This is a genomic window from Lysinibacillus boronitolerans JCM 21713 = 10a = NBRC 103108, assembly GCF_000772935.1.
GTDB lineage: Bacteria > Bacillota > Bacilli > Bacillales_A > Planococcaceae > Lysinibacillus > Lysinibacillus boronitolerans.
This window is the reverse complement of record NZ_JPVR01000075.1, coordinates 1-25,180: the sequence shown is the minus strand read 5'-3', so window position 1 is coordinate 25,180 and position 25,180 is coordinate 1. Positions and strand designations below refer to the sequence as shown.

The following is a 25,180-nucleotide window of genomic DNA, read 5'->3' as shown; positions in this document are numbered from 1 at the left end:
AAATCAATAAATAAAATCTTTATGAAAGGTGAAAATGTTTCAAATAAATTGAAGGTGTTAACTACTCATTTTAGTGAGGAGTGTCATCACTTCTCACATTGAAAATAAAAGCCCTAATTCAAATAATGGGTTATTTGATCTGATCGATGCTGCTGATAAGGAAAAGACGCTTCTGCAGAATGGTTGATTGGAGTGGAGCCAACGTAAGTGAGTGAAGTGGCTCATCGGACGCCCCCTGGAAAGGACGCTGGCGGAACGGAAATCAATCTCTCGCCTTGTGAAAAGGTCTTTTTCTGCAGATGACAGTATCTTTTTTACCAAAGAACGGGCTTTGCTACCATCAGCCAAAGCATAATAAGCAATAATAAAATATACATCCATGTTTTTCGATGTAACAGTGAAACAAATTGTTGATGGTTATATGCAGGCGTGTTAAATGTGCGCAACGTCGGTTTAAACGCTCTCGCTAGAAATACAATCGATGCAAACATCACGAGGAATGTTAATACAATCCATGAGGTATTCCAATGATAGCCTGCATACCACATTAACAAAATACCCGATGCTACTAGTACATGCCCTGAATGTTTGACGAGCGCAATGGCACCCTTAAATGCTTCTATATATGGTGACATGTCATCAGTGGAAGCTGTGCGCATTTTTTTTACAATGGTTAGTACAACAAACAAAGGCCCAATCGAAAGAATAGCACTTAAAATATGTATATAAAGAAGAAGTGTATAAATGGAAAACATGCTGTGTACTCCCCTTTTCATCAGTCCCCTTCATTATAGCATTCAAGCTGAATCTACTTTTTCAGCAATTGTGAATCCTTTGTAAACACAGCCTGAATCATTGTTAAATTGTTTGAAAACCGTATAAAGAGGGTATTGTTTATAGTAACATGCACTTATAGAACAAAAAGGAGTGATTTTTATAGGAATTCACCAATTTTTTACAAGCCTTAATGATTTAGAGCGTATTATTCGTTGCCCAGGTCGCTTCAAATTTGAAGAGCACAACGTGGCAGCCCATTCTTGGAAGGTGTCCCAATATGCGATGTTTTTCGCAACATTAGAAGAAATGCACGGTGCAACAGTTGATTGGAAATCTTTATATGAAAAAACGATTAATCATGACTTTGCTGAAGTATTTATTGGCGACATCAAGACACCTGTAAAACATGCTAGTCCAGAGTTAAAGCAAATGCTAGCACATGTGGAAGAAAAGATGATGGAAAAATTTATTATCAATGAAATCCCACAAGAATTTCAGGCTATTTTCTTTGAACGGATGAAAGAAGGAAAGGATCAGACTTTAGAGGGGCGGCTACTTGAATTTGCAGATAAACTAGATCAATTTTATGAAGCTTTCGCAGAATTAAAGCGCGGCAATACTGACAAAGAGTTTGTCTATATGTATCAATCAGCCCTTTCAAAACTGTTGGCGATTCCACTTGAAGCGACCGTCCAATATTTCCGCACAGAAATTTTAAAGGACGCAGTAAAGGAAAAAACACATATCGATATTCAAGCATTAACAAATGAAGTATTAACATCAAACTAATAGGGTGCATGTACAAGTTTTCCGATTGAAAAATTCACGGAAGGCTTTTTTTATTTTCCACAAAAAGTCGTATAATGAGGAGAGATTGAATGGAGGGAAAGTATTGTCACAGGAATGCTCAATTGTAGAAGATTTATTACCTCTTTATGAAAAACAAATGCTTCAAGCATCAACAATAGAATTTGTTGAACAGCATCTAACAACTTGTCAGCAATGTCAGAAGCTTGTAGTCAATTCATCAACTCAGAACGCATACTTACCCATGAAAAGAACAGTATCCTTTTTTCATATCATATTTATTGTATTATCCTTTATGTTTGCCATTAACTCGTCCTTACTCGGCAATCAAAAGGGCTTTGTCATCTCATATGCACTTTTCGGCTGTCTTTCTTACCTTTTCTATAAAAACATCTGGATTGTCTTTATCATAAGCTCTGTGCCTGTATTCGTTTGGGCTATCATTAATAATCTTAATAATGAGCTCTATATTACAACTTTCTCCTTAACAGAAATAGGAACGCTTGTGATTGGAGCTGGCTACATTGCACTTTTACATACCATTTTCGCCTTAATTGGAGCAGCTTTTGCCATTCTATTACGTAGGGTTTTTCAATAAACAAAAAAGCACCTTGAACTTTTTTTACCAAAGTTGAGGTGCTTTTTGCTTGTTAGGCCTTTTTCACAAATTCTGATTTTAATTTCATGGCACCAAAGCCATCAATTTTACAGTCGATGTTATGATCGCCTTCTACTAGACGGATACTTTTTACCTTTGTACCAATTTTTAAAGTGGAAGAACTGCCCTTCACTTTTAAATCCTTAATAACAGTAACTGAATCGCCGTCAGCTAACAAATTACCATTTGCATCTTTTACAATAAGTGCATCTGATTCCTGTTCAGTTGCCTCCATACTCCATTCATGCGCACATTCTGGACATACATAGTTGGCTCCATCCTCATACGTATATTCTGAATGACATTTTGGACAATTTGGATAAGCTGCCATTTCCGCTTCCCCCTTTTACATATTTGCTAGGAAAATCCTCTTTATGCTCCTATCTTTACATAGTCGACCTTAATTAGCAAAGGTTGTTCGTATTTTCCGTTCGCATTTGTGAAAAAAATATGAAGCATCCGTACCTTTTTGAAGGTATTTTTAGATGCTCACTATGCTGTTTGGAACACTTGCCCATTGACTAATTTGCCATTATCATCTTACTTGCATGTTTATCGATCATGCTTTATTATATCCATAAAGGCTGCATTGTTCGTATAATATTAAGTTTTAACCTTTAAGCTGTAAAAGGGAGTTTTATTATTGGAGTTGGAATGACGGGCCTCACACTACGGTGCATGAGGATAAGCAGGAAAACTTCTGCGAACACCCACTTTGAGGAGTGGTGGTTTAAAACTTTCTATAATAACTACGGCATACGCGGCTTTTTTCCATTACATTATTGATCCAGCACCTTAGCCATTTTGGTTAAGGTGCTTTTTTATTCAACATATTATCCCCTTCTTCTCTATTCAATCACTTCCAAACCATTCTTAAAAACTGTGGACAACCTTCTTATATTTTGTATAATTCCCTCCCATTTTGCACATAGATGGAGTAACAAGGGAGGTTATGACATTGAAAAAATTAATTTATCTATTGGTTTTTACTTCACTACTATTAGTAGCTTGTGGAAAGAACGCAGAGCCAAAGGAAGTAGCAGTCGATCAAAATACGAATGTTGAAGATATTGTAGGCGCGATTGTGAAAAATGAATTCTCTGTGGATGAATCAAAAAACGGTGTTGTCACAATTTCCATTCAAGATACAGATGTGACAGAAGGATCGAAAAACCAGATGCTAAGAGATTCTACTAAAATTTTCGCTGATTTGTCCAAATTAAAAAATGTGAAGACACCAGCTATTACTTGGTATGCTCCGCTCACTGAACCTGATGGGGACAAAACGATGACAGAGGTTTTGAATATTTATTTTAGTGAAGAGGATTTTCACAAAGTAGATTGGGCCAATTATCTACAGGTCGATATCGAGTCTAGCGCCACAAATTATCATGAAGATGAGGCCTTGGAAGATTAAGCACATACAGATACCCCACACCCTATTGTGGAGTATCTTTTTTTACATATTGTTCTATAGCGTTTACTAAAAGAGATTGCTTTATTTTGTAGTGAGTTGCTTGCCAAATTCCTTTCCCACCCTGCAAAATTATTAGCTGTGGTGATTCGTGCTTCACTTGAAGATCACAGGCAATAGCATTTGAAACTACTCGGTCCATTTGTACAATCACAATATATTTAGGCAATTTCGTTTGTAATACTTTATATTCCTTTAAAGCTGAAATACTACTTATACATGTCATGCTAATTTTTAATACAAGACAAGGTTTGAACTTCGATTGCTCCAAAACTTCGTACCACGTGTTCAATGTTGTTATTCGTTGCATTTAGTAACCTCCTAAACAAATTATATACTACACAGGGTATTTTAGGTCACATAAAAAACACGAGACTACAGACATAGCTCGTGCTTAAAATTTTCTATTTAAATGCCTTCTGTATTCATGAGTACTATACGCCAGCCATCAGGATCTTCAATGGTTACCCCTTTTTCAGCCCAATACAGATTTTCAGGCTCTACTTCGGGATATCCCATAAGCGCAAGACGTTCGACAATATGGCGAATTGTATCTCTGTTTGGAATATAAAGTACGAGAAGATTGTCCTTACTTGGTGCAGGACAAGGGCTACCTTCAATATGCTCTGTAAATTCTAAGTGATAACTTGCATCTGGAAGACCAATCATTAGACCATCATAGCCCCGATGACCTGCAAAAGAGCCTATTTTCTTTAATCCGACGCCTTCACAGTAAAACCGTGCTATTTCCTTTAGCTGAGCGGTTGGTCTTGCCACTCTTACCTGTGAGACTGCTAATTCATTTGTCCATTGTTGTTCCATCGTTATGTATCTCCTTTTAGACTATTGTAAAATGAGACAATAGCGCTGGAAACAGTCATAGGTCTGAAGTTATTGTAGAGCAACTGTAAATGAAGCGGCTGTTTTCTCTTTTACTTCCTCTAAAGAAACACCTTCTGCTAATTCTATCAATTGCATACCATCTTTCGTAAAATCAAATACAGCCAAATCTGTAATTAATCGATGTACGACACCTTTACCTGTTAGTGGAAGCTCACATTGTTTTTTAATTTTAGATTCACCATTTTTATTCACATGCTCCATGACGACAATCACTCTCTTGGCACCAACTACGAGATCCATTGCGCCACCCATGCCCTTCACCATTTTCCCTGGAATCATCCAATTAGCAAGATCTCCTGTTTCAGATACCTCCATACCTCCTAAAATGGCAAGGTCTATATGTCCGCCTCGAATCATCGCGAATGATTCTGCACTGTCAAAGAAGGATGCCCCTGGAACTGTTGTAACCGTTTCTTTACCTGCATTGATTAGATCAGGATCTACTGCATCTTCTACTGGATAAGGACCAATACCGAGAAGTCCGTTTTCGGATTGTAAAAGCACGTCATAATCGGCTGGGATTGCATTCGCAACAAGTGTTGGAATACCTATGCCTAAATTGACATTCATACCGTTGGCTATTTCTTTTACTGCTCGGTTAACAATTTTTTGTCTTGTATCCATTATGCTTCCCCCTTTTTCACCGTTAAACGTTCAATACGCTTCTCATAATTTTCACCTACTAATACACGTTGTACAAAAACCCCTGGTGTATGGATATGATCAGGATCTAGTTCACCAACTTCTACAATTTCCTCCACTTCAGCTATTGTAATTTTTCCTGACATAGCAGCTAATGGATTAAAATTGCGTGATGTTTTTCTGTAAACTAAATTTCCTAGCTTATCTGCTTTCCATGCTTTGACCAGAGCAAATTCGGCAACAATGCCTTCCTCCAAAATATATTCTTTGCCATCAAAAACCTTCACTTCTTTTCCTTCAGCAATCGGCGTTCCAACCCCTGTAGCTGTGTAAAACCCAGGAATTCCCGCTCCACCTGCACGCAAACGTTCTGCAAGAGTTCCTTGCGGTGTCAACTCTACTTCTAGCTCACCACTTAAAAATTGTTGTTCAAAAATCTTATTTTCTCCTACATAAGAAGCAACCATTTTTTTAATTTGCTTGTTTGCTAATAGTAGACCCAACCCCCAGTCATCTACACCACAGTTGTTACTGATAACCGTTAAATCCTTTGTTCCCTGTTGCACTAATGCTGCGATAGATTTTTCGGGTATACCGCATAGCCCGAAGCCACCTACAGCTAATGTGTCGCCATCCTTAATATCCGCAATCGCCTCTTCAAATGAATTCCATACCTTCCCATTCCCCATCTCGAAACCTCCCTGAATTGCTCGTTTGTTAAGGAAAATTCTACATCATTGCTATTTTACAAGTAAAGGAATTAATTAGAATACTACTTATTCCTATTTAGAATAAATCTCTTCTCGCCATTCCTACAGATCATTTCAAGTAACTGTTTTAATGCATAAGATTGATAGGCATTCTTTTTCGTAATAATCCCTAAACGCCATGGCATTTCAAAATTATCTAATGGAATTATTTTCACATTTGTATTTGTTTGCTTAGCAGCTATGGAATGCGGTAACAATGTAATCCCTAAATTAGAGGATACTAATTCTACAATCAAGTCCCATTGTGAACTTTTATAGCCAATTGTAGGTGTAAAACCAACGCTTTCACAGGATTTAATTATATAGTCGTGAAGGGTGAACTCCTCCGCAAAGATAATGAATGTTTCATTTTTTAAATCTTGTAAAGCTATCGATTCCTGGCATGCATAGGGGTGAGATTCATTCATAAAAACATAAAACTGGTCTTCTATAAAGGATTGAACAGCAAACTTCCTTTCATCTACTGGTAATACAACAATGCCCATATCAACATCACCATTTTCTACTAGCATTTCTACCATTTTTGCACCACGTTCGACAAGCGCTAAATGCACTTCAGGATATAGCTGATGAAATCCCCTAGCAATTTCAGGGAAAAATAATGTTCCAATTAAAGGTGGGATCCCTAACTTGATAGCACCTGTTTTAATATTTAATAGATCATCTAGTAAAATATGTAGTTCTTGGATAGCATGCATTATTTTTTGTCCTTGATTATACACAATACTACCTGCATCTGTTAGTTCTACATTACGCGTTGACCTATTCAACAATTCAACTTGTAATGATTCTTCTAATTTTTTGATACTTTTGCTTAATGAAGGCTGAGATACAAAGGAATCATTTGCAGCCTTTGTAAAACTCCTATGTTCAACAACAGCCATAAAGGCTTTTAAATCTCTTAATTCCATCACTATCTTCTCCATTTATTCATATTTGTTATAAAAACATCTACAAGTAATACCCTTTAGTAATAAATTCTCCACTCTTCCTTTTTAATCCTTTTTAATGAGTTGAACATTAGAGTTTTAGATTTCTATAATTTAATAATGGAAAAATGGAGAGTTTTTGAGGGTTATATGTCCTACAATCAATTATAAACTGGAGCCAGCGTCACTACTAGTGAACGCAGGGAGTGAAGAGACTCGTTGGACGCCACCTGGGAAAGGACGCTGGCGGAACGGAAATCAACTCCTCACCTTTCAAAATTGCTTTTTCTGACGATGACTCACCTTTTTTCAACAACATGAAAATACACCACCTTAAAAAGTGGTGTATTTTCTACTTAGTGTGCTTTTTCTAATGCTAACTTAATCCCAAATGCAATTAATATTGCACCTGTTAGTCCTTCAATTACTGCCTTAGTTGATGGCTTTTTCATAAATGCGCTAATTCGATCTAAAAGGTACACATAGAAGATAAACCATAGCATTGTTAATGCTGTATAAATGAGACCCATTATTAAAAATGGGAGGAATGTTCCACTGTTACCATCTACGAATTGAGGAAGAAATGTTAGGAAAAATACTGCGACCTTTGGATTTGTCACATTTGTGAGAAACCCTTGCTTAAAGCAAGATTGTTGAGAATACTTGTGCTCAATACTTGCTTCATCTTGTACAGCCGGGGATTGTGTGCGAATAGTTCGAAGTGTCCATAAGGTCTTGATTCCTAAATAACATAAATAAACCGCACCAACATATTTTAAAACAGCGAATATATAGGCAGATTTTACAATAATCGCTGAAAGTCCAATAACAGCCGCACAAGTATGAATTAATAAACCGCAACAAGAACCTATGATTGTTTGTAAACCGCCCTTTCTGCTCACAGTCAGTGTGTTCTTTGTTGCAATCGCTGTATCAGGGCCAGGTAAAATAATAAGTAAAATGCACATAACTAAGAACACAGATATATTGACCATATTACGCCCACCCTTTCTGTCAGAAAATTATAAAAATAATTGTAACATACGCCAAGAGCAACAGAAAGATACAAAATGTTTTCGTTGACATATAACCATAAGGTGTTATATATTCATAACACCTTATGGTTATATGTAATACAGATTCCTCTGCTTTAGTGGACTCGAATAACGTTGTACGCCATTACACCAAGGTATCATTCATCAATCAAAAGGAGTAATAGAACATGACTGAAAAATTGCAGGATATTGTCAAAACAATTACATTAAATGCCCCTATCGAAAAAGTTTGGGAGACTGTCGCAACAGCTGACAAAATTGCTTCCTGGTTTATGCCAAATGATTTTCAACCTATTGAAGGTCACGAATTTACTATTCAATCACCGTTCGGCCCTTCACCCTGCAAGGTAGAACGTGTTGATGCACCGCACTTTCTGCGATTTGCTTGGGATCAAGATGGTTGGTTCGTCACTTTTGAGCTAAAAGAAGTAGGCGAGCAAACTGAATTTACTTTAACACATGGCGGCTGGAAGGAAGCATCACATATTATTCCTAAAGCGAACACTGCCACTGAAGCCATACGTACTAATATGGATGGTGGCTGGACAATGATTATTAATCATAAATTAAAAGAGGCTGCTGAATCCTAATGACTGAAGCAGCCATAAGGTATGATGTTTTTCAAGCAATCGCTGATCCAACAAGAAGAAGTGTTTTACAGCTCCTTGCAGCAAGTGACAGACCTATTTCCAATATTACTGAGCATTTTACGATTAGTCGAACCGCTGTCGTGAAGCATTTGAAAATATTGGAACAGGCGGAGCTAATTTCTGCTCAAAAAAAAGGGCGCGAAAAAATCTATACGTTGCATAGTGAGCGCTTAAAGGAGATTGAAGATTGGCTCCAATACTTCCATTTATTTTGGGACAATAAATTGGCTCAGCTTCAAAGCATGGTGGAGGATCATTAAAAGCAAAAAAGAGCTGTCCATTTTTTAGACAGCTCCTTATTTAAAAGAGATAAAATAATCCCCCATTAATGACTTCTATTTTAATTTTTGCTTCATATTGCTCCTCTAATGCTTTTCTTTCAATTTCATAGCATTCTGGTTTATCCTCTACATCTTCATAAAAATAATCTAATACACGTTGATCACGTTGCCATCGTTTTTGTGCTTCCATTGCCCAAGAATGATCATCCTGCTCAATAATTGACTCAATTGTAGCTTTCAATCTTTCAAGTGCTCGGGCAGGCTTAATAATATATTGCACATGAAATACATTTTCTTCGGGTTTTGTGTTAAAGTCCGAAGAACAAATCATTTCATGAAAATCCTCCTTAATAACACCAGTCAATAAATTAATGCCAAATGAGTAAAGCATTTCTTTTGTACGATCACAGCAATACGAAACTTTAAAGTTAACACCTAACCAGGGCGTTAAAATAACCTGCCCCATATCACGATCAACCTTTTCAAACAATTGAACATAGGCCCCTAGTTCTCTTGTAGCTAAAAATACTTGATTTAAACGTGGAGAGCCGTAATGAATAGCTTCCCCAAAAATGTTACCAGCCATTGCTGTTTGGTTTGTAATGAAGGTTACTTGAGCGGGGTTTGGCTCACTATTTGTCGCTTCAACGTATTGCCAATAAAATGGCCTATTCATAATTCTTTTATCTATGTCTACCGTTAATTGAACGGTTAGATAATGATCCTCTTCTCCTAAAATTGCACAGTCATTCTCCATAAAAAATTCCTTTAAATAGTGGTGAACTTGCTGCGGATACATAGCTGCACCTCCCTACCTTATACTGATTCTTTAAAGTTTGTTAAAATGGCATCTAAATCACCAACCACCTTCTCGAACACATCAATCTTCGTATGAAGCAATTGCAGAATTTTTTCTTCAATCGTATTTTCTATTGCAAGATTATAGATATGAACATCATGCTCCTGTCCCAAACGATGGACACGGCCAATACGTTGCTCTAGCTTCATTGGATTCCAAGGTAGATCATAGTTGATTACATGATGACAAAATTGAAGGTTTATCCCCTCTCCTCCTGCCTCAGTAGCGATGAGCACCTGGGCTCGCTCTTTAAATAGGTGCTTCATATAATCTCGTTTACTTTTATTAAACTTACCATTAAACAGCACACTTGATATGCCATTAGAATGTAAGTACCATTGCAAATAAATTTGCGTAGCACGATATTCTGTAAAAATAATAACCTTGTCATTTGCTTGTTTAACAATTTCCAATGCCTTTTCTGCCTTTGAATTCACTTCCAAGGTCATTAATTTAGTTATAATCGCTTCAATTTCTTGTGGTTGTACATGATCATCCAGCATATTCGTTAATGTTAATGCTGTAGCTTCCTTGCTACTACACATTTCTTTTTGCAACGTTATTAATGAAAATGACCCTGTGTTTTGAAGGGTGCCAAGCATTTCGTAAACTTCTCTTTCTTCGTCCGTAAATGTAATCGGTACAATTTGTACACGACGATTTGTCCAATCAATCCCCGTATCTTCCCTTCGATTTCTTACCATTACCTGATTAACCAACTCTTTTAAATAATCATCATGTTCTAAATCGTGCTTACTAGCAGAGAAGGCAGATTGGAACGTGTCATAGTTACCTAGATGTCCAGGCTTTAATAAGGAGATTAAATAATACAATTCAAAAATATCATTTTGAATAGGTGTGGCTGTTAATAATAGGCAGAATTTTTTCTTTAAGCCTTGTACAAACTCGTAAATTTGTGTTTTATTATTTTTTAATTTATGTGCCTCATCAATAATTATCATGTCATAATCCTGCTCATAAATGCGCTCTCTATGTGGACTCTTTTTTGCCGTATCCATACTCATAATAAGGACATCATAGCGCTCTATTGGGCAATTTTTTTTATAGGCAACGGCAGGAATATGAAATTTTATATTTAACTCTTCAATCCACTGATTAATTAAAGAAGCAGGAGCCAAAATCAATGCTCTTTTCACAAGACCTCGAATAAGGTATTCCTTTAAGATTAAGCCAGCTTCAATTGTTTTCCCTAGCCCCACCTCATCAGCTAAAATAGCTTTCCCATTCATACGTTCAATAACTGTTTCGGCTGCCTCTAGCTGGTGTTTCAAAGGTTGTAGATTAGGTAAATACTTTGTAGCCTGCAATCCTGTAAAATCAGGAATTAGTTTCATTTTCACAATATCATAGTTCATCTTGTACAATGTCCAGCTATCCCATTTTTCAAGATGATTTAATCGATCGATAAAGCCTTCTTCCCACTCGGACGACCTTTCTATTTTCATGATCATCACCCCATGTCATTTTTTCTAGTTTAGGGTGTCCAAAAAAGGAAAAGCTATGTTCTTTCTAGAGGAAAAACACCTAATGAAAGTTATTTTTTCATTAGGTGTTTGTTAATTCATCTATTTACGGAATTGGCTAGGCGATTTTTCAGCAAATTCTTTAATGGATAAATGAGATGTTCTCAAGTACATTTTAGACTTTTGAAAACGAAAATCAGTGAGATAATTTGGACTAACACCCATTTTTTCTCAAATATTTCACGATACCATGACAATCATATTCTCTGTATAATTTTCTTCTATATACTCCATAATCAGCGTTATATTTTGTTTATTATATTGATAGTCCCTCAGAAGTGTTTCTTCTAAAATAGACATCAAGATAAAAGAAAGGAACACCATGAATACTTCAGTGCTCCTAAAATCGATTATTTTAAACTTTCCTGTAATAGCTTACGATTACGTTGTTTGAAAATATCATTATGTGAGGAAACGATACCTCCCTCAGAAGCATCAGGTTGGATATATTTCTTCGCACTATTCACTGCATGAAGTGCATCATGAAAGGCTGCTGCAATTAAATGAATTTTACCATCATGGCTCAAAATATCACCCGCAGCATAAAGGCCTGGGATGGATGATTCACTGTTAATCGTACCAGCGATAAAATAATCATTTTTGCGCTCAATGGCTAATGGACTATTATCTAACAATTCTTTATCACGCACATACCCATGACTAATAACAACTTCATCAATAGGAATTTCTGTTACAGTCCCTGTTTCATGATTTGTTAAAGCAATAGCTTTAATCATTCCTGCTTGATCGTCTGCAATCAGCTTGGTAATTTCAGAATTGAAATGGCATTCGATCGAACTATTTGCAAGCTCTGTAATTTGAGCCTCATGTGCAGACAATGTATCTTTTCGATAAGTTAAATAGACCTTGGATGCCACCTCCGTTAATTCTAATGCCCAGTCTACCGCTGTGTTACCACCACCAGAAATAATAACTGCCTTATCTTTAAATTTTTCATAGGATTTAATTGTGTAATTTAAATTAGATACTTCAAAGCGTTCAGCCCCCTCAATTTCAATTTTTTGGGGATTTAGGATGCCACCACCAATAGCAACGATAACAGTTTTGGAATAATGAATATTTCCTGACTCTGCTGTTATGACAAATATACCATCTTCATTTTTTGCAATGGACAGGACTTTTTCATTTGTATAAATAGAAGGATTAAAGGTTAAGGCTTGCTCAACTAATTGTTTAATTAGTTGTCCCCCTGAAATAGGCGTTACACCTCCAACATCCCAAATCATTTTCTCTGGATAAACATGAATTTTACCGCCTAGCTGCGGTTGTGATTCAATTAGCTTGGTTTTCATTTCACGTAAACCACAATAAAAGCTAGAATATAAACCCGCTGGCCCACCACCAATAATGGTTACATCATATAATTCTTGTTCTAACAATTTTTAACACACCTTTCAATTTGTCTTTACCTATTTCAACAATTGGACTAACTCATATCGCATGACAGTCCTACTGTGTATTTCTAATTGTGTAAACTGATTTGAACTTCCTCCTTAAATTCCATTATACGATAATGATAATCATTATCAAATAAAATTATAACAAATTCTAATTATATAAATAATAATGTTAATAATTGGTGACCAAATCATTGTACTTTTGAAAATAATTATTACGGTTCATTCTAGAAGCGAATTATACGTTTTACTTACTTTTTGATACACTATTGGAAAAAAGATAATAGAGGACGCAATGAAAAGAAAAATCTATATACTACATGAGATCTATGGAGTTAATCATTTTATTGAAGAACAAGTTCAAGAATACGGCGATGAAGACACTGCTGTTTCCCTTATTTCGCTTTATCCAGAAGGACTTTCCTTTCCATATGAGCAGGAAAAACAAGCCTATGACTTTTTCTTACAGACAGTTGGCTTTGATGCTCCTCTTGAGTTACTTTCACAAAAATTATTGGAGGCTTGTGAAAATGACGATGAGGTAATATTAATTGGATATAGTGTAGGTGCAACTTTAGCCTGGAGATTATCTACACTCCCCTTACACCGTGTCATTTGTGTGTATGGCTCACGGATCCGCCAATACCTTGATAACATTCCATCTTGCCCAACTTTGGTTGTTTTACCTAGCCATGAAGATAGCTTTGATGTTCAATCATTGAAGGATACACTTGCAAGCATACCGAATGTTCAGGTCAAACAATTTCAAGGCTTACATGGCTTTATGGATGCCTCTAACTCAAACTACTGTCAGATGAGCCACTCGCAAGCACTCAATGACATCAAATACTTTTTACAAGCTAGCAAGCTATAGGAGGAATAAACGTGGAACAAAATATTGATATTCAGGTTGATCCATATATTGAAGCAGGCAATGTTATTTATCCAAGCTTTCATCTTTCTCTACAACCTGGCATGATTATAGGCATCTATACAGATGTTTCCAAAATACATACATTAATGCAATGGTTTATGAAACGAGATGATACGTATACTTCTTTTCGTGAAAGCTCGTTATATGAGCGACTCACAGCGCGCGAGTATATCCAGTTCATTTTAAAGCTTTTTAGCCGCCCAACTAATGAAACAGAGAACATATTGAAGCTTTTTAAACTTACTGAACAAAAAAACAATAGAATTAGTAAGCTTTCTAAAAGTGAAAAACAGCGATTAAAACTATTGAATATGTACCTACATCCGGCATCTATTCAAATTTTAGAAGAACCCTTTCAAAATATAGATGAATTTTCAAAGCAAACTATCCAACAGTTATTAAAAAACCTCGCAAAAGAGCACAAAATTATTATTTTATTATCAAATAATCTAGAAGACTTAATGGTTGCAAGTACAACTATACATCGATTAGATGGAGCAGACTTACATGCTTTAGACGTAAAAGAGGATGGTGTAGAACAGGCACCAATAACCATTAAGAATGCACCAATTCGACTAGATAAAATCCCAACAAAGAAAAATGAAAAGATTATTTTATTTAATCCACCCGAAATTGATTATATTGAAAGTGTTGAAGGAGAAGTATCTATTTATGTAGCAGGTGAAGCTTATCCATGTACTCTATCGCTAAATGAGTTAGAGCAAAAATTGACACCATTCGGCTTTTTTAGAAGCCATCGTTCTTATATTGTGAATCTACAAAAGGTTCGAGAGATTATTACTTGGACACGCAATAGCTATAGCTTAGCACTCAACAGTACAGAAAAGACAGTTGTTCCACTGTCGAAAAATAAATTGGCAACTTTAAAGGAAATACTCGGAATTTAGTAGATTTCCCAGGAAATAATCGACTCCTGTCACCTATAATAAAATTCCATTGAAGGTTCTTTTTCTGCCTTTCACATGATTTTTACTGTGAGCCTTACCCTTGTTGTTTATAGTGTAGACATCAACAACAAACAGGAGGTTACACATGAACGCAGTGATTGATGTGCAACATTTGAAAAAAACTTTTAATAATGAAACAGCATTACAGGATGTTTCCTTTACCATTAAGAAAGGGGAAATATTCGGCTTTCTTGGCCCAAGTGGTTCTGGTAAAACTACTACTATTAAAATATTAACCGCACAAACAGATAAATCGGCTGGTAATGTTCTATTATTTGGGCAACATGCATCTGAAATGAAGCAAAGTCACAATCGTAAACGTTTCGGTATTTTGACAGATAATAGTGGCTTGTATACGAGACTATCAATTGAAGAAAATTTAATACTTTATAGTAATTTATATCAGCTATCTCCATCTGCTGTAAAAGAAGCTTTGGACTTTGTCAATTTATATGCAGAACGTAAAAAGAAGATCAGTCAACTTTCCAAAGGAATGATTCAACGTGTTACACTTGCTCGTGCAATTATGCACAAGCCCGAATTATTATTTTTAGATGAGCCTACTTCTGCTTTGGACCCAGTAAATACACAGCATATATATAATGGCTTACGAAAATTAAATGCTATGGGTACAACAATTTTTTTAACAACACACGATATGAGCGAAGCAGAAATACTTTGTGATCGTGTTGCTTTCCTGCATAAAGGGAAAATCCGAGCAATCGGCGCTCCAAAAGATCTAAAAAAAGAATTTGGCTCTGACACTATTACAGTAGAGCTTAAAAATGGCGAACAGGAAATTATAGAGAATGGTTCTCAAGATGCAGAGAAGTTATATCAATGGATGCAATCCGATCAAGTTACACGTATCTATACAAACGAGCCAACACTAGGTGACATTTTTATGCAAATAACAGGGAGTGATTTAGTATGAATATTTCAATGACACGTATTCAAGCTATATTGATGAAGGATTATAAGGAATTCTCACGTAACTATGCCGTATCAACTATGGTATTACTACCACTTATAATGGCGTTTTTATATAATCGATTAGGTGCAAATACTATTAGCATGTATTTTCTACCAATTAACATGACATTTTCCATAGTGACTACTTACGTACAATGTAGTTTAATTGCAGAAGAAAAGGAAAAAAACACTCTTCGCAGTCTTATGCTCTCCCCTGCCTCACTTGGAGATATTTTAATTGGTAAAAGCCTGTTTGTTCTAATTGTTACAATTGTATCTGTAACAATGGCTATTTTTCTAGTTGGCTACGAACCTGCAAACCTTTTTATCTTAGCAATTGCATTATTGCTTTCTGCTGTGTTTTATATTGCTCTAGGTACAATATGCGGTTTATTTGCTAAATCTATTATGGAAGCATCTATTATTGTGTTACCTGTAATGGTTATCTTCTCATTTGGACCTCTGGCCTTAGCTCTATCTTCGGCATACCCAATCTTAAAATTAGCTGAATGGCTACCAAGCTCACAGTTATTACTTTTAGCAGAGGCGTTAGAAGGTAAGTATTCTATGGCAGATGTTCTTATTCCTATGATTACGATAATTGTATGGTCTCTTCTTTCTTGGATTTTCGCAGCAATTATCTATAAAAAAAGAATGGTCGATTAAAGACCATTCTTTTCTTCAGGTAATAATTCCTTCTCCCGTTTTTCAATTTCCTCTAACGTATCTGCATACCATACACCGACAAATCTAGAAGGTACAGACTCCTCAAAATAATCTCCATCATAGAAAGATAAGGGAAATAACATACCTTGTTTTATATATTTCTTAATTGTTTGATAGAAGTAATTATTCTGTTGTGGGCTTTGTGCTGAATAGGAGCTAAATTTATTGATGGGCTTTCCTAAAGCATCATGAAACATCAGCATAGAGGTTGAACCATTTTGACGGAAATTTAAATCTATCGCTTGAACATCACCAGCTTCAGTGACAATTAAATCAAAGCCTGCCACACCGACAAAGCCTTCTTCAACGCCACGTTCCATAATATGCTTTCCTACTTCAATTACTTTTTCGGGCACTTTATCTACAATGATATTCCCTTCGTAAATGCCATTGTCATCCGTAATTTGCTGGGAAGCTCCTAAGTATTGAATACCTAGCTCCTCCGAGTAAACAAATTGACAGCTATAGTTGTCCTTTGTCTGTAAAAGCTCCTCAATGATTATACTTTCAGTTCCAGTCATCCGAAATTGTCGTAAACCCTCCGTCAGCTCCTCTTTATTATGACAAATGGTAACGCCATATCCTCCCGATGTCGGAGAATCATCGCCAGGCTTCAGTACTACAGGAGGCTGCCAATTTTTAATGGCATCTGAAAGTCTATATGTCTCTACATTTAAACGGCTTGGCACATACTTGCTATCGATTAAATGATCGATATAAGCTTTTGTATTCAACTCATTAAATTTCTCCGCATCCATCCAATAACATTGACGATCCATATGCTCCAGGTCATGTATATATTGGCATACAATAGTCTTCCCTTCCTTACACCAAGCTTGGATTTGTGCCAGATACTCCTCTTGCGTCTCATAGCTATAAGGCTGTTCGATCCATGGTAATCCTGCTAATTGATGAAGCTCTTGTGCTTTTTCTGTTTGTGTTGCTCGATGTACTAGCACGGGGATATCAGCAATAGCAACTTCTCTTGAGGTTAAAGCATCTAGCTTATGAGGATCATCCATCATCCACGGATTATCACTATACGGTGTTCTTGGTGTATACACAGCATTATCACCATAAATTTGTCTTAAAGTATATTTAGGTTTCAAGTAGATTACCCTCTTTCAATTTTTCGGTACTCTACTCTACCCTCCCCTTTATTTTTTGACACTTTTTATAAGAAAAAACAGTTTTATGGATTATATAAATACCTTTTTATACCTATAATTACCCTAATTGAACTAATAGACTTTCTATATGTTTTTTCACCTGTGGCCATTCTTCCATTGTGATACTATACATAACGGTATGCCTAGTCGTACCATCCTTGCGAATCATATGGTTACGCAATATTCCCTCTTTTGTAGCACCAATTCGCTCAATTGCTTTTTGAGAACGGATATTATCATGATCCGTTTTTATTTGTACACGTTGTAAATGAAGATGCTCAAAACAGTATCGTAATAGTAAATACTTACAGTTAGTATTAATAGCTGTACGCCAGTATGCAGGCGTTAGCCATGTATAGCCAATTTCTAATCGCTGATGCTTGTCATCAATATCCATAAAACGTGTAGACCCGATAATGTCCCCTGAGTGTTTATCCACAATCACAAATGGAAATTCTGTTTTTTCGTTTTTTGCCTTTAAGGCGTTTTCCACAAATTTATTCACATCCTCCCTTTTTTCTATCGTTGTGGACATATGTGACCAAATTTCTGGATAACTTCCTGTCTCTAAAATTCCTGGTAAATCGCTCAATTCTAAAGGCTTTAGTTTAACCACTTCATTTTCTAATGTTATAAATTCCATTACACTTCACTCCTTTTTTTCTTATTTAACGGTAAAATTGATATGATATATATAACCAATTACTAAAAAATCAACCATACCAGAGGAGGAGGCATTTATATGGAGCTCTCCATTATATTTACAGGCAATCTAGCGAAATACATCCAAATCTATGAAGAGATAAAGCATGCTATTATCACTAAAAAATTACTTGCTCATGAACAACTGCCTTCTAAACGAGCTCTCGCCCTAACATTGAATGTGAGTGTACACACCATAAAGGAAGCCTATGAGCAGTTACTTGCAGAAGGCTATATTTATAGTAAAGAGCGTTCTGGTTATTTTATTGCGCCCTTTGAATTTGATTGGCTACAGCAAGTACCCCAGCATGTATCTGTTCCAAGTAACAATATCCCTAACAATATACAATTTGATTTTACAAATGGACATGTGGATAACGAGGCTTTTCCCTATGCTGCTTGGCACAAGCTTATTAAAAAGCATTTTAATAGTAACAATTTATCAACAAGCCCTTGGGAGGGAGAGACAACTTTACGCACAGAGATTGCCCGCTATGTAGAGCGTTCTCGTGGGGTTAGCTGTGATGCTTCACAGGTATTTATATACAGTGGTACACAAAGCCAGCTTCAGGCTCTTTGTCATTTTCTTGGGTCTGCGACACGCGTTGGGTTAGAGGAGCCAGGATTTAAAAGAGTGCGTGCCGTTTTACAGCAATGTGGATTGTCCACAGAGGCGATTCCTGTGGACTATTCTGGGGTTACACTCCCTGCAACACCAATTCACATGTTATACACAACACCTGCTCATCAATTTCCATTAGGCATGATTATGACTATAGAAAGAAGAGTGGCATTGTTACAATGGGCTAACTCGAACGCGGGGCTTATTATTGAAGATGATTATGATTCCGAATTTCGTTATAAGGGGCTACCAATCCCGTCTTTAGCAAAAATGGATCAGCTTCAACGTGTCATTTATTTCGGAACATTTTCGAAAACATTGCTTCCATCCTTACGCATTAGTTATATGATTCTTCCAAAGTCTCTAGTAGTGCCGTTTATGACTTTTCATCATGAGCAAAAATCGGTTGTCTCGAAAGTAGACCAGCTTGTCTTAGCAGACTTTCTTGCACAAGGTCTATTTGATAAGCATTTGGCAAAAATGCGAACAATCTATCGTAAAAAGCAGCAAGCATTATTGACCGCCATCTCTACACATTTTTCAAATGAATTTCAAGTAATCGGTGAAAAGTCTGGACTTCATATAGTCATCAAGCTACCCCAACATCTCACCGAGAGTAGAGCAATCCAGCTTGCTCAAGAGGTAGGGGTTCAAGTCTACCCATGCTCTACCTCTTATCAAAATGGAACAAATGAAACAATGATCATTATAGGGTATGGTGGACTGACACTTCAGCAAATAGATGAAGGAATTGCACTCCTTGCGTCTGTTTGGCAATAGTATGTGATTCATTAGTTTGTCGAAATCTCATTTAAATAAAGCGAAACTTTATATAGTTTTTTTCGTATTTAAAGTTAAATGGACACATAAGGGGATAAAACAATAATGGAGAATCGAGAGTTATTAGAGCAGCATTTACAAGAGATTCAAGTGTGGGAAAAAGATCAAAAAGATTTATGGTTTTGGGAGAAATTAGGGAGAATACCATTTAAATTATTAGATAAAATGACACCTGCCTTTCTCCAAAATAAAATTGCTTTATTGGTAGATGAACTAGGCAATTATATTCAGTCAGGTGGAAAGTATTTAATCAATGAACAAGCCATGATACAAAAAATTCGTGACCATTCTTCCACACAGCATATTATAACGATTTCTGATATTGGTCAGATTCCTATAGAGGACATGATCTCCCTCAGTGATAAATTACAAAATGAACGTGTGAAATTTGCTACTGTACAAGGAGCCTCTACTGGCTTTGGTGGCATCTTTACTTTAGCTATTGATATTCCAATGATTTTAGGGACTGCACTAAAAACTTTGCAAGAAATAGCAATTATACATGGCTATGATCCGAACGATAAAATGGAACGTATTTTTATTGTAAAATGTCTACAATTTACCTCTGCTGATATTGTTGGTAAAGAAGCAATCTTACAGGAGCTTTCTGCTATGAATAGCTCAAAAAAGGCTTCCGATAACATGATTTCTCAGCTTCAAGGATGGCAGGAAGTATTTTACACATATCGTGATCAGCTAGGCTGGAAAAAGCTGTTTCAAATGATCCCTATTGCAGGGATGGTTTTTGGAGCCTATGCCAATAAGGGCATGATTCAGGATGTAGCCGAAACGGGTATGATGCTGTATCGTAAAAGACGTATTTATGAAAAACTTACTGAATTAGATGGTTGATTGACAAAAGATGACACCCATATTTGGAGTGTCATTTTTTTTGTGCTTTTATATTTTAATAAGTATTTTTCCTTGATGCTGACGACTTTCCATAAATTCGTGAGCCTTTTTCATTTCCTCTAAGGTAAATATTTTAGCAATCGGCACCTGAAAACTGTCTTCTTTTACTAAAGAGAAAATATCCTGTGCCACCTGTTGTAACAGTTCTGGCTTCAAAGCTCTTGTCGTACCTAAGCTAAATCCTTTTATATTGCGGCAACTATTGTGTAAATCTGCTGTTTTAATATTACCTGCTCTGCCTCCACTATTCCCAAATTGGACAAGCGTACCATAAGGCGCTAAGCAAGTTAAACTCTCCTCGGTGATAGCTCCTGCAATGGAATCGTACACAATATCAACACCCTGACCCTTTGTAAGTTCATTGACATTTGTACTAAATTGATCATATGTTAGTACATGATCCGCACCAAGCTGATAAACGATTGGGGCTTTTTCTAAATTACTCACTGTACCTATAATCTGTTTAGCTCCCAGCCTTTTTGCCATTTGAACAAGCATTGTCCCTACCCCACCAGAAGCAGCATGAATTAGGACGGCATCCTGCTGACCAATGGCTGCTATTTGATGTGTTAACATATATGATAAAAATAAAACAGTCGGTACAGCTGCTACCTTCTCGATTGGTACACCACTAGGTATTTTAAAGACTAGTTGTTCCTTTGCTACAACAAATTCTGCATAAGCGCCGTTTTTCGGGAATGCGATAACTTGGTCACCCTTTTGAAAACCACTGCTATCATTAAAAACTTCTTCAATTACCCCTGCAACATCTAAACCAAGAACCATCGGAAAATTTGCTTTAGCTTTATTACCTGTGCGATTTTTAATATCTGCAAAATTTACGCTTGTATAGGTTGTCCGTATTAAGACTTCACCCTCACAAATAGTCGGTTTTGGACAATCAATAGATGTTAAAACCTCAGATGTGCCAAATTCATTGATAATAATAGCCTTCATAAATTTCTCCCTCCTTGCTATAGTAAAATTATATACTATATATAGAAATGATGGAGGAATATTCATGAAAATCAAACCTAAGCACGCCATGTACAATGGTCTATCCTACAGCTTTTTTGATAGAAAAAGCGATAAGGTATGTTTTATGCTCTCTGGCACAGGCTATACCTATGATAAACCTATACTTTATTATTCTACGGCATTACTGCTAGAACTTGGCTATGATGTCATCCAAATCAATTATACATTTGAGCAGCAGCACTTTGAACAGGATTCCCAAGCCATATCAGAAATGGTCTATCGTGTTGCCAATCCTATTGTAGAGAAATGCTTGCAATCAAAGCCTTATAGAGAAGTCGTCTATCTAGGAAAATCTTTAGGTACTATGCCAATTGTCGATTATTATATGCAGCAGACTCCTTCTATCCCTGCTCGTTATGTACTTTTCACCCCATTACTTTCTCTTCAACATACAATGGCAAATCTATTAGACAAACATGCATTTTTGGCAATTGGTACAGCGGACCCTCATTATTCACAGGAGAAGCTAGCGCAACTTGCTACCCTTCAGCTTGCTGTTTTGGAGGACCTTAATCATTCACTTGAAATTCCCTTGAATGTTGATTTATCCATACAGCACTGCCAATCGCTGATAACACAATTAAAAATCTTTCTACAAAATAATTAGTATTCTTTTTATAGGACTATTTACCAAAATCATGTACATATGTTACACTAGCGAAAATACATTGAAGAGAAGAGTAAATAAGGCTGTTCTTCCCAGAGAGCTCGGATTGCTGAAAACGAGTAAGAACGAATTATTGAAACAAGCCTCGGAGTAGCGCATTGGATTTTGTTTGAATGATGGTGCGACGGGAACTCCCGTTATAGAGTTACAGTATAAGCATAGGCACTATGCCGTACTGAAAAGGCTATTATGGTGACATAATAGTGAACTAGGGTGGCACCACGTGAGTATATAAATTCTACAACCTCGTCCCTAAGACTAATCGTCTTGGGGGTGGGGTTTTTTATTTTGCAAATCGTCACTTTGCTTAAGGAGGAATTTATATGAGAAAAGCTTTAGAAAGCTGGCGCTATCCTGCCATCCTATTATGTAGTATTGGTGTTTCCAGTGTTGGCGAATGGATTTATTTTATCGCCTTAAATTTAATTGTGTTAAACCTCACAGAATCTGCTTTGGCTGTCTCTGGATTGTATATTGTAAGAGCGATTTCTTCCTTGTTCACTAATTTTTGGTCAGGAAGCCTAATCGATCGTTTTAATAAGAAAAAGCTAATGATTATTCTAAATATGATTCAATCTATACTCATTGTCATACTCCCCTGCTTTTCAAGCCTAGTGTGGATGTATGTCTTTGTCTTTATCATTACAGTAGCTAGCTCTATGTATCAGCCGACATCTATGACTTATATCACTAAGTTAATTCCTATCGAACAAAGGAAACGCTTTAATTCATTACGCAGCTTGCTCGACTCTGGTGCATTTCTAACTGGGCCAGCAATCGCAGGTTTCTTGTTCACAGTTGGAACACCTCATATGGCTATATATTTAAATGCGATTGCGTTATTTCTATCAGCCTGTATAACGTTCAAAATGCCGAATATTGAAGCCTTTGAAAAATTTGTTGGACATACAGAAAGAACATCCCTTTATCGCGTATTGCTTCAGGATTGGCAAATGGTCATACGCTTTAGCTTAAAAAATTCCTACGTGATGGTAGTCTATTTATTGTTTAGTGCTATCATCATCTTGATGACAGCTACTGATTCTTTGGAGGCTGCCTTTGCAACACAAATATTAGCTTTATCTGAAGGGGAATATGGTATTTTAGTCAGTATCGCGGGGGTAGGTGTTTTAATTGGCTCGCTAACTAACTCTGTTACTGTCGAAAAAATACCAACTTCTTGGTTAATAGGTATGGGGTCTCTCGTAACAGCATTGGGCTATTTAATATTTACCTCATCCTTTTCCTTTCTTATAGCTGCTATAGGTTGCTTTGTATTATCCTTTGCAACTGCCTTTGCGAATACAGGATTTTATACATTTTATCAAAATAATATTCCCTCTGAGAGCATGGGTCGTATAGGAAGTATTTATGGATTTTTTGAAGCTCTTTTTATTATTATGTTTACTACTATTTTTGGGATTTTCGCTGAATGGATTACCATACGCTCAGTTGTCATTAGTGCATCCTTTATGATGGCATTTGTAGCTGTCATTCTACTATGGCTAAATATAAAACCTTCGAAAAGCCACTATTATAAAAGGTTGATAAGTAGCAAGCAACAATAATCTCACTTTTCATATAAAAATTAACCATCTAATGTCTACTAATTACTGACACTAGATGGTTTTTTATCGAAATAAGCAATCTTATATATACCCTAATTCATAGGATAGCTGCTGTGCAGTTTTAATGACTTCCTGTGTTATACTTTCTAATTTTTCAGCATCTGTATCATATTCAAAGCACTCTGCACTAATGGCTGCAATTGTTTGTTTATTTGAATCAAATATAGGTGCTGCTATGGATACTGTCCCCTTTGTTTTTTCTCCAACGCTTATGGCAAAGCCTTTTTCTCTTACATCATTGAGGCTCTCTATCAATTTTTCTTTTTCAGGCTCCTCAAGTTGTTGGAAAAATTGTTGCTGTACATCGCTTTTAGAAAACGCAAGCAATACTTTATTTGGAGCCCCTATAGGATATGGGATTTTTTCACCAATCATATCAATAATACGGACATTTTTAGGACTATCAATTCGATCAATAATAATGGATGCAAACTGTTTAGCAATACTTAAATAGATTGTTTCGCGAACATTATATGCAAGGTTTTCTAATAGAGGATGCGCTTTTTCTCTAATATCCGTCTCATGATACATTTTCATACCCAGTTGCAACCATGTATACCCTAATCGAAATTCTTTTTTATTCTCATTTCTCTCTACTAAATCAAAACTTTCTAATGTATATAATAATCTGTATATTGTGCTAGTAGGCAAGTCTGTTTCATTAAAAATTTCTTGCACAGTAAAAAAACGCTTCGGATGCTTCGCCAGTATATTTATAACTAACATAGCTCTTTCGATTGATTGAATCATTACAATTACTCCCTTTCATTTCCCCATATGATCACTATCTTAAGGTTTTTATAGATCCAGTTAGCTTTAACTGGGATCATTATGAAATTAAAATTCATGCAAATTATCAAATTTTTATGTACCTTCAATTTTTTACATGTAGCCCTGCTTTTGAATGTAGTTTCATTTTATTTTAACTAATTTTTATGCATATAAATAGATGCTACATGAAATATATACATAGTTCCACTCAATTAGTGCGGAAAATTACGAGTATTCACAAAAATTAAAATTGACAATTTGCTGTTTTCCATTTACGATGAATTTATATTCCACTATATAGATTTAATTTCGTATAGTGAAAAATAAATGACAGTAAAAATATGTATTTCTCTTCTAATTATCTATTTATATCATCATGAAAATAAAACATATTACTATAAAAGGAGAAAAAATCATGAATGCTTTTATGTGGGATACACCTGAAAAACTACGTGCCCTATTAT

At 36.1% G+C, this 25,180-nt stretch carries 28 protein-coding genes, 1 other RNA gene and 1 other annotated feature; of the genes, 14 read left to right on the top strand and 15 right to left on the bottom strand.

Features of this window, described 5'->3' with window-relative positions; translation table 11 throughout:
- Nucleotides 1-314: 314 nt before the first annotated feature.
- Nucleotides 315-755 (bottom strand): DUF2269 family protein, encoded by a 441-nt coding sequence (locus CD31_RS12450; RefSeq protein WP_016992176.1) that lies wholly within the window; start codon nt 753-755, stop codon nt 315-317.
- 172 nt (nt 756-927) lie between these two features.
- Here CD31_RS12450 and CD31_RS12445 point away from each other — a divergent pair, with 172 nt between their 5' ends.
- Nucleotides 928-1,566 carry a YfbR-like 5'-deoxynucleotidase gene (locus CD31_RS12445; RefSeq protein ID WP_016992175.1) on the top strand — a complete coding sequence of 213 codons (639 nt, stop codon included), beginning with the start codon at nt 928-930 and terminating at the stop codon, nt 1,564-1,566.
- Nucleotides 1,567-1,669: 103 nt separating this feature from the next.
- Nucleotides 1,670-2,182 (top strand): zf-HC2 domain-containing protein, encoded by a 513-nt coding sequence (locus CD31_RS12440; protein ID WP_036078034.1) that lies wholly within the window; start codon nt 1,670-1,672, stop codon nt 2,180-2,182.
- A 52-nt stretch (nt 2,183-2,234) separates the two neighbouring features.
- Here the strand turns inward: CD31_RS12440 and CD31_RS12435 are convergent, their stop codons facing one another.
- Nucleotides 2,235-2,573, bottom strand: coding sequence for a zinc ribbon domain-containing protein YjdM (locus CD31_RS12435; RefSeq protein ID WP_016992173.1), 339 nt, complete (start codon nt 2,571-2,573; stop codon nt 2,235-2,237).
- Between the two features lie 247 nt (nt 2,574-2,820).
- Here CD31_RS12435 and ssrS point away from each other — a divergent pair.
- Both ssrS and CD31_RS12430 read left to right on the top strand, forming a co-directional pair.
- Nucleotides 2,821-3,013, top strand: a non-coding RNA gene (gene ssrS / locus CD31_RS22995) — 6S RNA.
- A 181-nt stretch (nt 3,014-3,194) separates the two neighbouring features.
- Nucleotides 3,195-3,659, top strand: coding sequence for a hypothetical protein (locus CD31_RS12430; protein WP_238542703.1), 465 nt, complete (start codon nt 3,195-3,197; stop codon nt 3,657-3,659).
- Between the two features lie 22 nt (nt 3,660-3,681).
- On the opposite strand, the gene ytxJ is transcribed toward CD31_RS12430, so the two are convergent.
- The 6 genes from ytxJ to CD31_RS12400 form a co-directional block, all read right to left on the bottom strand.
- On the bottom strand, nt 3,682-4,026 hold the full coding sequence (gene ytxJ, locus CD31_RS12425) for a bacillithiol system redox-active protein YtxJ (RefSeq protein WP_036078031.1): 345 nt from the start codon (nt 4,024-4,026) through the stop codon (nt 3,682-3,684).
- Between the two features lie 98 nt (nt 4,027-4,124).
- Entirely contained in the window at nt 4,125-4,538 is a 414-nt protein-coding gene (locus CD31_RS12420) for a VOC family protein (protein WP_016992170.1), read from the bottom strand.
- Nucleotides 4,539-4,607: 69 nt separating this feature from the next.
- On the bottom strand, nt 4,608-5,243 hold the full coding sequence (locus CD31_RS12415) for a 3-oxoacid CoA-transferase subunit B (protein WP_036078029.1): 636 nt from the start codon (nt 5,241-5,243) through the stop codon (nt 4,608-4,610).
- A complete protein-coding gene (locus CD31_RS12410) occupies nt 5,243-5,950 on the bottom strand; it encodes a CoA transferase subunit A (protein ID WP_036078027.1) in 708 nt (235 codons plus the stop codon). Before CD31_RS12410 ends, CD31_RS12415 begins: the two co-directional genes overlap by 1 nt.
- Before the next feature lie 83 nt (nt 5,951-6,033).
- Complete coding sequence (locus tag CD31_RS12405; RefSeq protein WP_036078024.1) at nt 6,034-6,942, bottom strand: LysR family transcriptional regulator; 909 nt, start codon at nt 6,940-6,942, stop codon at nt 6,034-6,036.
- A gap of 374 nt (nt 6,943-7,316) precedes the next feature.
- Nucleotides 7,317-7,955, bottom strand: a complete 639-nt coding sequence (locus CD31_RS12400) for a LysE family translocator (RefSeq protein WP_016992167.1) — start codon at nt 7,953-7,955, stop codon at nt 7,317-7,319.
- Between the two features lie 227 nt (nt 7,956-8,182).
- Here CD31_RS12400 and CD31_RS12395 point away from each other — a divergent pair, with 227 nt between their 5' ends.
- On the top strand, nt 8,183-8,605 hold the full coding sequence (locus CD31_RS12395) for an SRPBCC family protein (protein WP_036078021.1): 423 nt from the start codon (nt 8,183-8,185) through the stop codon (nt 8,603-8,605).
- The gene (locus tag CD31_RS12390; protein WP_036078020.1) at nt 8,605-8,925 is read left to right on the top strand and encodes an ArsR/SmtB family transcription factor; all 321 of its coding nucleotides are present in this window, start codon (nt 8,605-8,607) and stop codon (nt 8,923-8,925) included. The genes CD31_RS12395 and CD31_RS12390 overlap by 1 nt, the downstream gene beginning before the upstream one ends.
- A gap of 40 nt (nt 8,926-8,965) precedes the next feature.
- On the opposite strand, the gene CD31_RS12385 is transcribed toward CD31_RS12390, so the two are convergent.
- The 3 genes from CD31_RS12385 to CD31_RS12375 form a co-directional block, all read right to left on the bottom strand.
- Nucleotides 8,966-9,745, bottom strand: a complete 780-nt coding sequence (locus tag CD31_RS12385; protein ID WP_036078017.1) for a YqhG family protein — start codon at nt 9,743-9,745, stop codon at nt 8,966-8,968.
- 17 nt (nt 9,746-9,762) lie between these two features.
- Nucleotides 9,763-11,277 (bottom strand): DEAD/DEAH box helicase, encoded by a 1,515-nt coding sequence (locus tag CD31_RS12380; protein ID WP_036078015.1) that lies wholly within the window; start codon nt 11,275-11,277, stop codon nt 9,763-9,765.
- Between the two features lie 422 nt (nt 11,278-11,699).
- Nucleotides 11,700-12,749: an NAD(P)/FAD-dependent oxidoreductase gene (locus CD31_RS12375; RefSeq protein WP_036078013.1), complete on the bottom strand. Its 1,050-nt coding sequence runs from the start codon at nt 12,747-12,749 to the stop codon at nt 11,700-11,702.
- Between the two features lie 313 nt (nt 12,750-13,062).
- On the opposite strand from CD31_RS12375, the gene CD31_RS12370 reads away from it, so the two are divergent.
- From CD31_RS12370 to CD31_RS12355, 4 genes are all read left to right on the top strand, one after another.
- The gene (locus CD31_RS12370; RefSeq protein WP_036078010.1) at nt 13,063-13,641 is read left to right on the top strand and encodes a dienelactone hydrolase family protein; all 579 of its coding nucleotides are present in this window, start codon (nt 13,063-13,065) and stop codon (nt 13,639-13,641) included.
- Nucleotides 13,642-13,652: 11 nt separating this feature from the next.
- Nucleotides 13,653-14,609: a LytTR family transcriptional regulator DNA-binding domain-containing protein gene (locus CD31_RS12365; protein ID WP_036078007.1), complete on the top strand. Its 957-nt coding sequence runs from the start codon at nt 13,653-13,655 to the stop codon at nt 14,607-14,609.
- Between the two features lie 145 nt (nt 14,610-14,754).
- Nucleotides 14,755-15,603 (top strand): ABC transporter ATP-binding protein, encoded by an 849-nt coding sequence (locus tag CD31_RS12360; protein WP_036078004.1) that lies wholly within the window; start codon nt 14,755-14,757, stop codon nt 15,601-15,603.
- A complete protein-coding gene (locus CD31_RS12355; protein WP_036078002.1) occupies nt 15,600-16,307 on the top strand; it encodes an ABC transporter permease in 708 nt (235 codons plus the stop codon). The genes CD31_RS12360 and CD31_RS12355 overlap by 4 nt, the downstream gene beginning before the upstream one ends.
- Here CD31_RS12355 and ldmS read toward each other — a convergent pair.
- Both ldmS and CD31_RS12345 read right to left on the bottom strand, forming a co-directional pair.
- On the bottom strand, nt 16,304-17,476 hold the full coding sequence (gene ldmS, locus CD31_RS12350; protein ID WP_036078000.1) for an L-aspartate--L-methionine ligase LdmS: 1,173 nt from the start codon (nt 17,474-17,476) through the stop codon (nt 16,304-16,306). The two genes, CD31_RS12355 and ldmS, sit on opposite strands and share 4 nt — an antisense overlap.
- A gap of 118 nt (nt 17,477-17,594) precedes the next feature.
- Nucleotides 17,595-18,179 (bottom strand): GNAT family N-acetyltransferase, encoded by a 585-nt coding sequence (locus tag CD31_RS12345; protein ID WP_036077997.1) that lies wholly within the window; start codon nt 18,177-18,179, stop codon nt 17,595-17,597.
- Nucleotides 18,180-18,278: 99 nt separating this feature from the next.
- Here CD31_RS12345 and pdxR point away from each other — a divergent pair, with 99 nt between their 5' ends.
- Both pdxR and CD31_RS12335 read left to right on the top strand, forming a co-directional pair.
- Nucleotides 18,279-19,640 (top strand): MocR-like pyridoxine biosynthesis transcription factor PdxR, encoded by a 1,362-nt coding sequence (gene pdxR / locus CD31_RS12340; protein WP_036077995.1) that lies wholly within the window; start codon nt 18,279-18,281, stop codon nt 19,638-19,640.
- A gap of 105 nt (nt 19,641-19,745) precedes the next feature.
- Complete coding sequence (locus tag CD31_RS12335; RefSeq protein WP_036077992.1) at nt 19,746-20,552, top strand: EcsC family protein; 807 nt, start codon at nt 19,746-19,748, stop codon at nt 20,550-20,552.
- Nucleotides 20,553-20,600: 48 nt separating this feature from the next.
- Here the strand turns inward: CD31_RS12335 and CD31_RS12330 are convergent, their stop codons facing one another.
- Nucleotides 20,601-21,569, bottom strand: a complete 969-nt coding sequence (locus CD31_RS12330) for a quinone oxidoreductase family protein (protein WP_036077989.1) — start codon at nt 21,567-21,569, stop codon at nt 20,601-20,603.
- A gap of 64 nt (nt 21,570-21,633) precedes the next feature.
- On the opposite strand from CD31_RS12330, the gene CD31_RS12325 reads away from it, so the two are divergent.
- Nucleotides 21,634-22,257 (top strand): alpha/beta hydrolase, encoded by a 624-nt coding sequence (locus CD31_RS12325; protein ID WP_036077987.1) that lies wholly within the window; start codon nt 21,634-21,636, stop codon nt 22,255-22,257.
- Nucleotides 22,258-22,309: 52 nt separating this feature from the next.
- Nucleotides 22,310-22,574, top strand: a binding site (T-box leader).
- A 66-nt stretch (nt 22,575-22,640) separates the two neighbouring features.
- Nucleotides 22,641-23,885 (top strand): MFS transporter, encoded by a 1,245-nt coding sequence (locus CD31_RS12320; protein WP_036077983.1) that lies wholly within the window; start codon nt 22,641-22,643, stop codon nt 23,883-23,885.
- 81 nt (nt 23,886-23,966) lie between these two features.
- Here CD31_RS12320 and CD31_RS12315 read toward each other — a convergent pair whose 3' ends face one another.
- On the bottom strand, nt 23,967-24,695 hold the full coding sequence (locus CD31_RS12315; protein WP_036077981.1) for an IclR family transcriptional regulator: 729 nt from the start codon (nt 24,693-24,695) through the stop codon (nt 23,967-23,969).
- Nucleotides 24,696-25,180 lie beyond the last annotated feature (485 nt).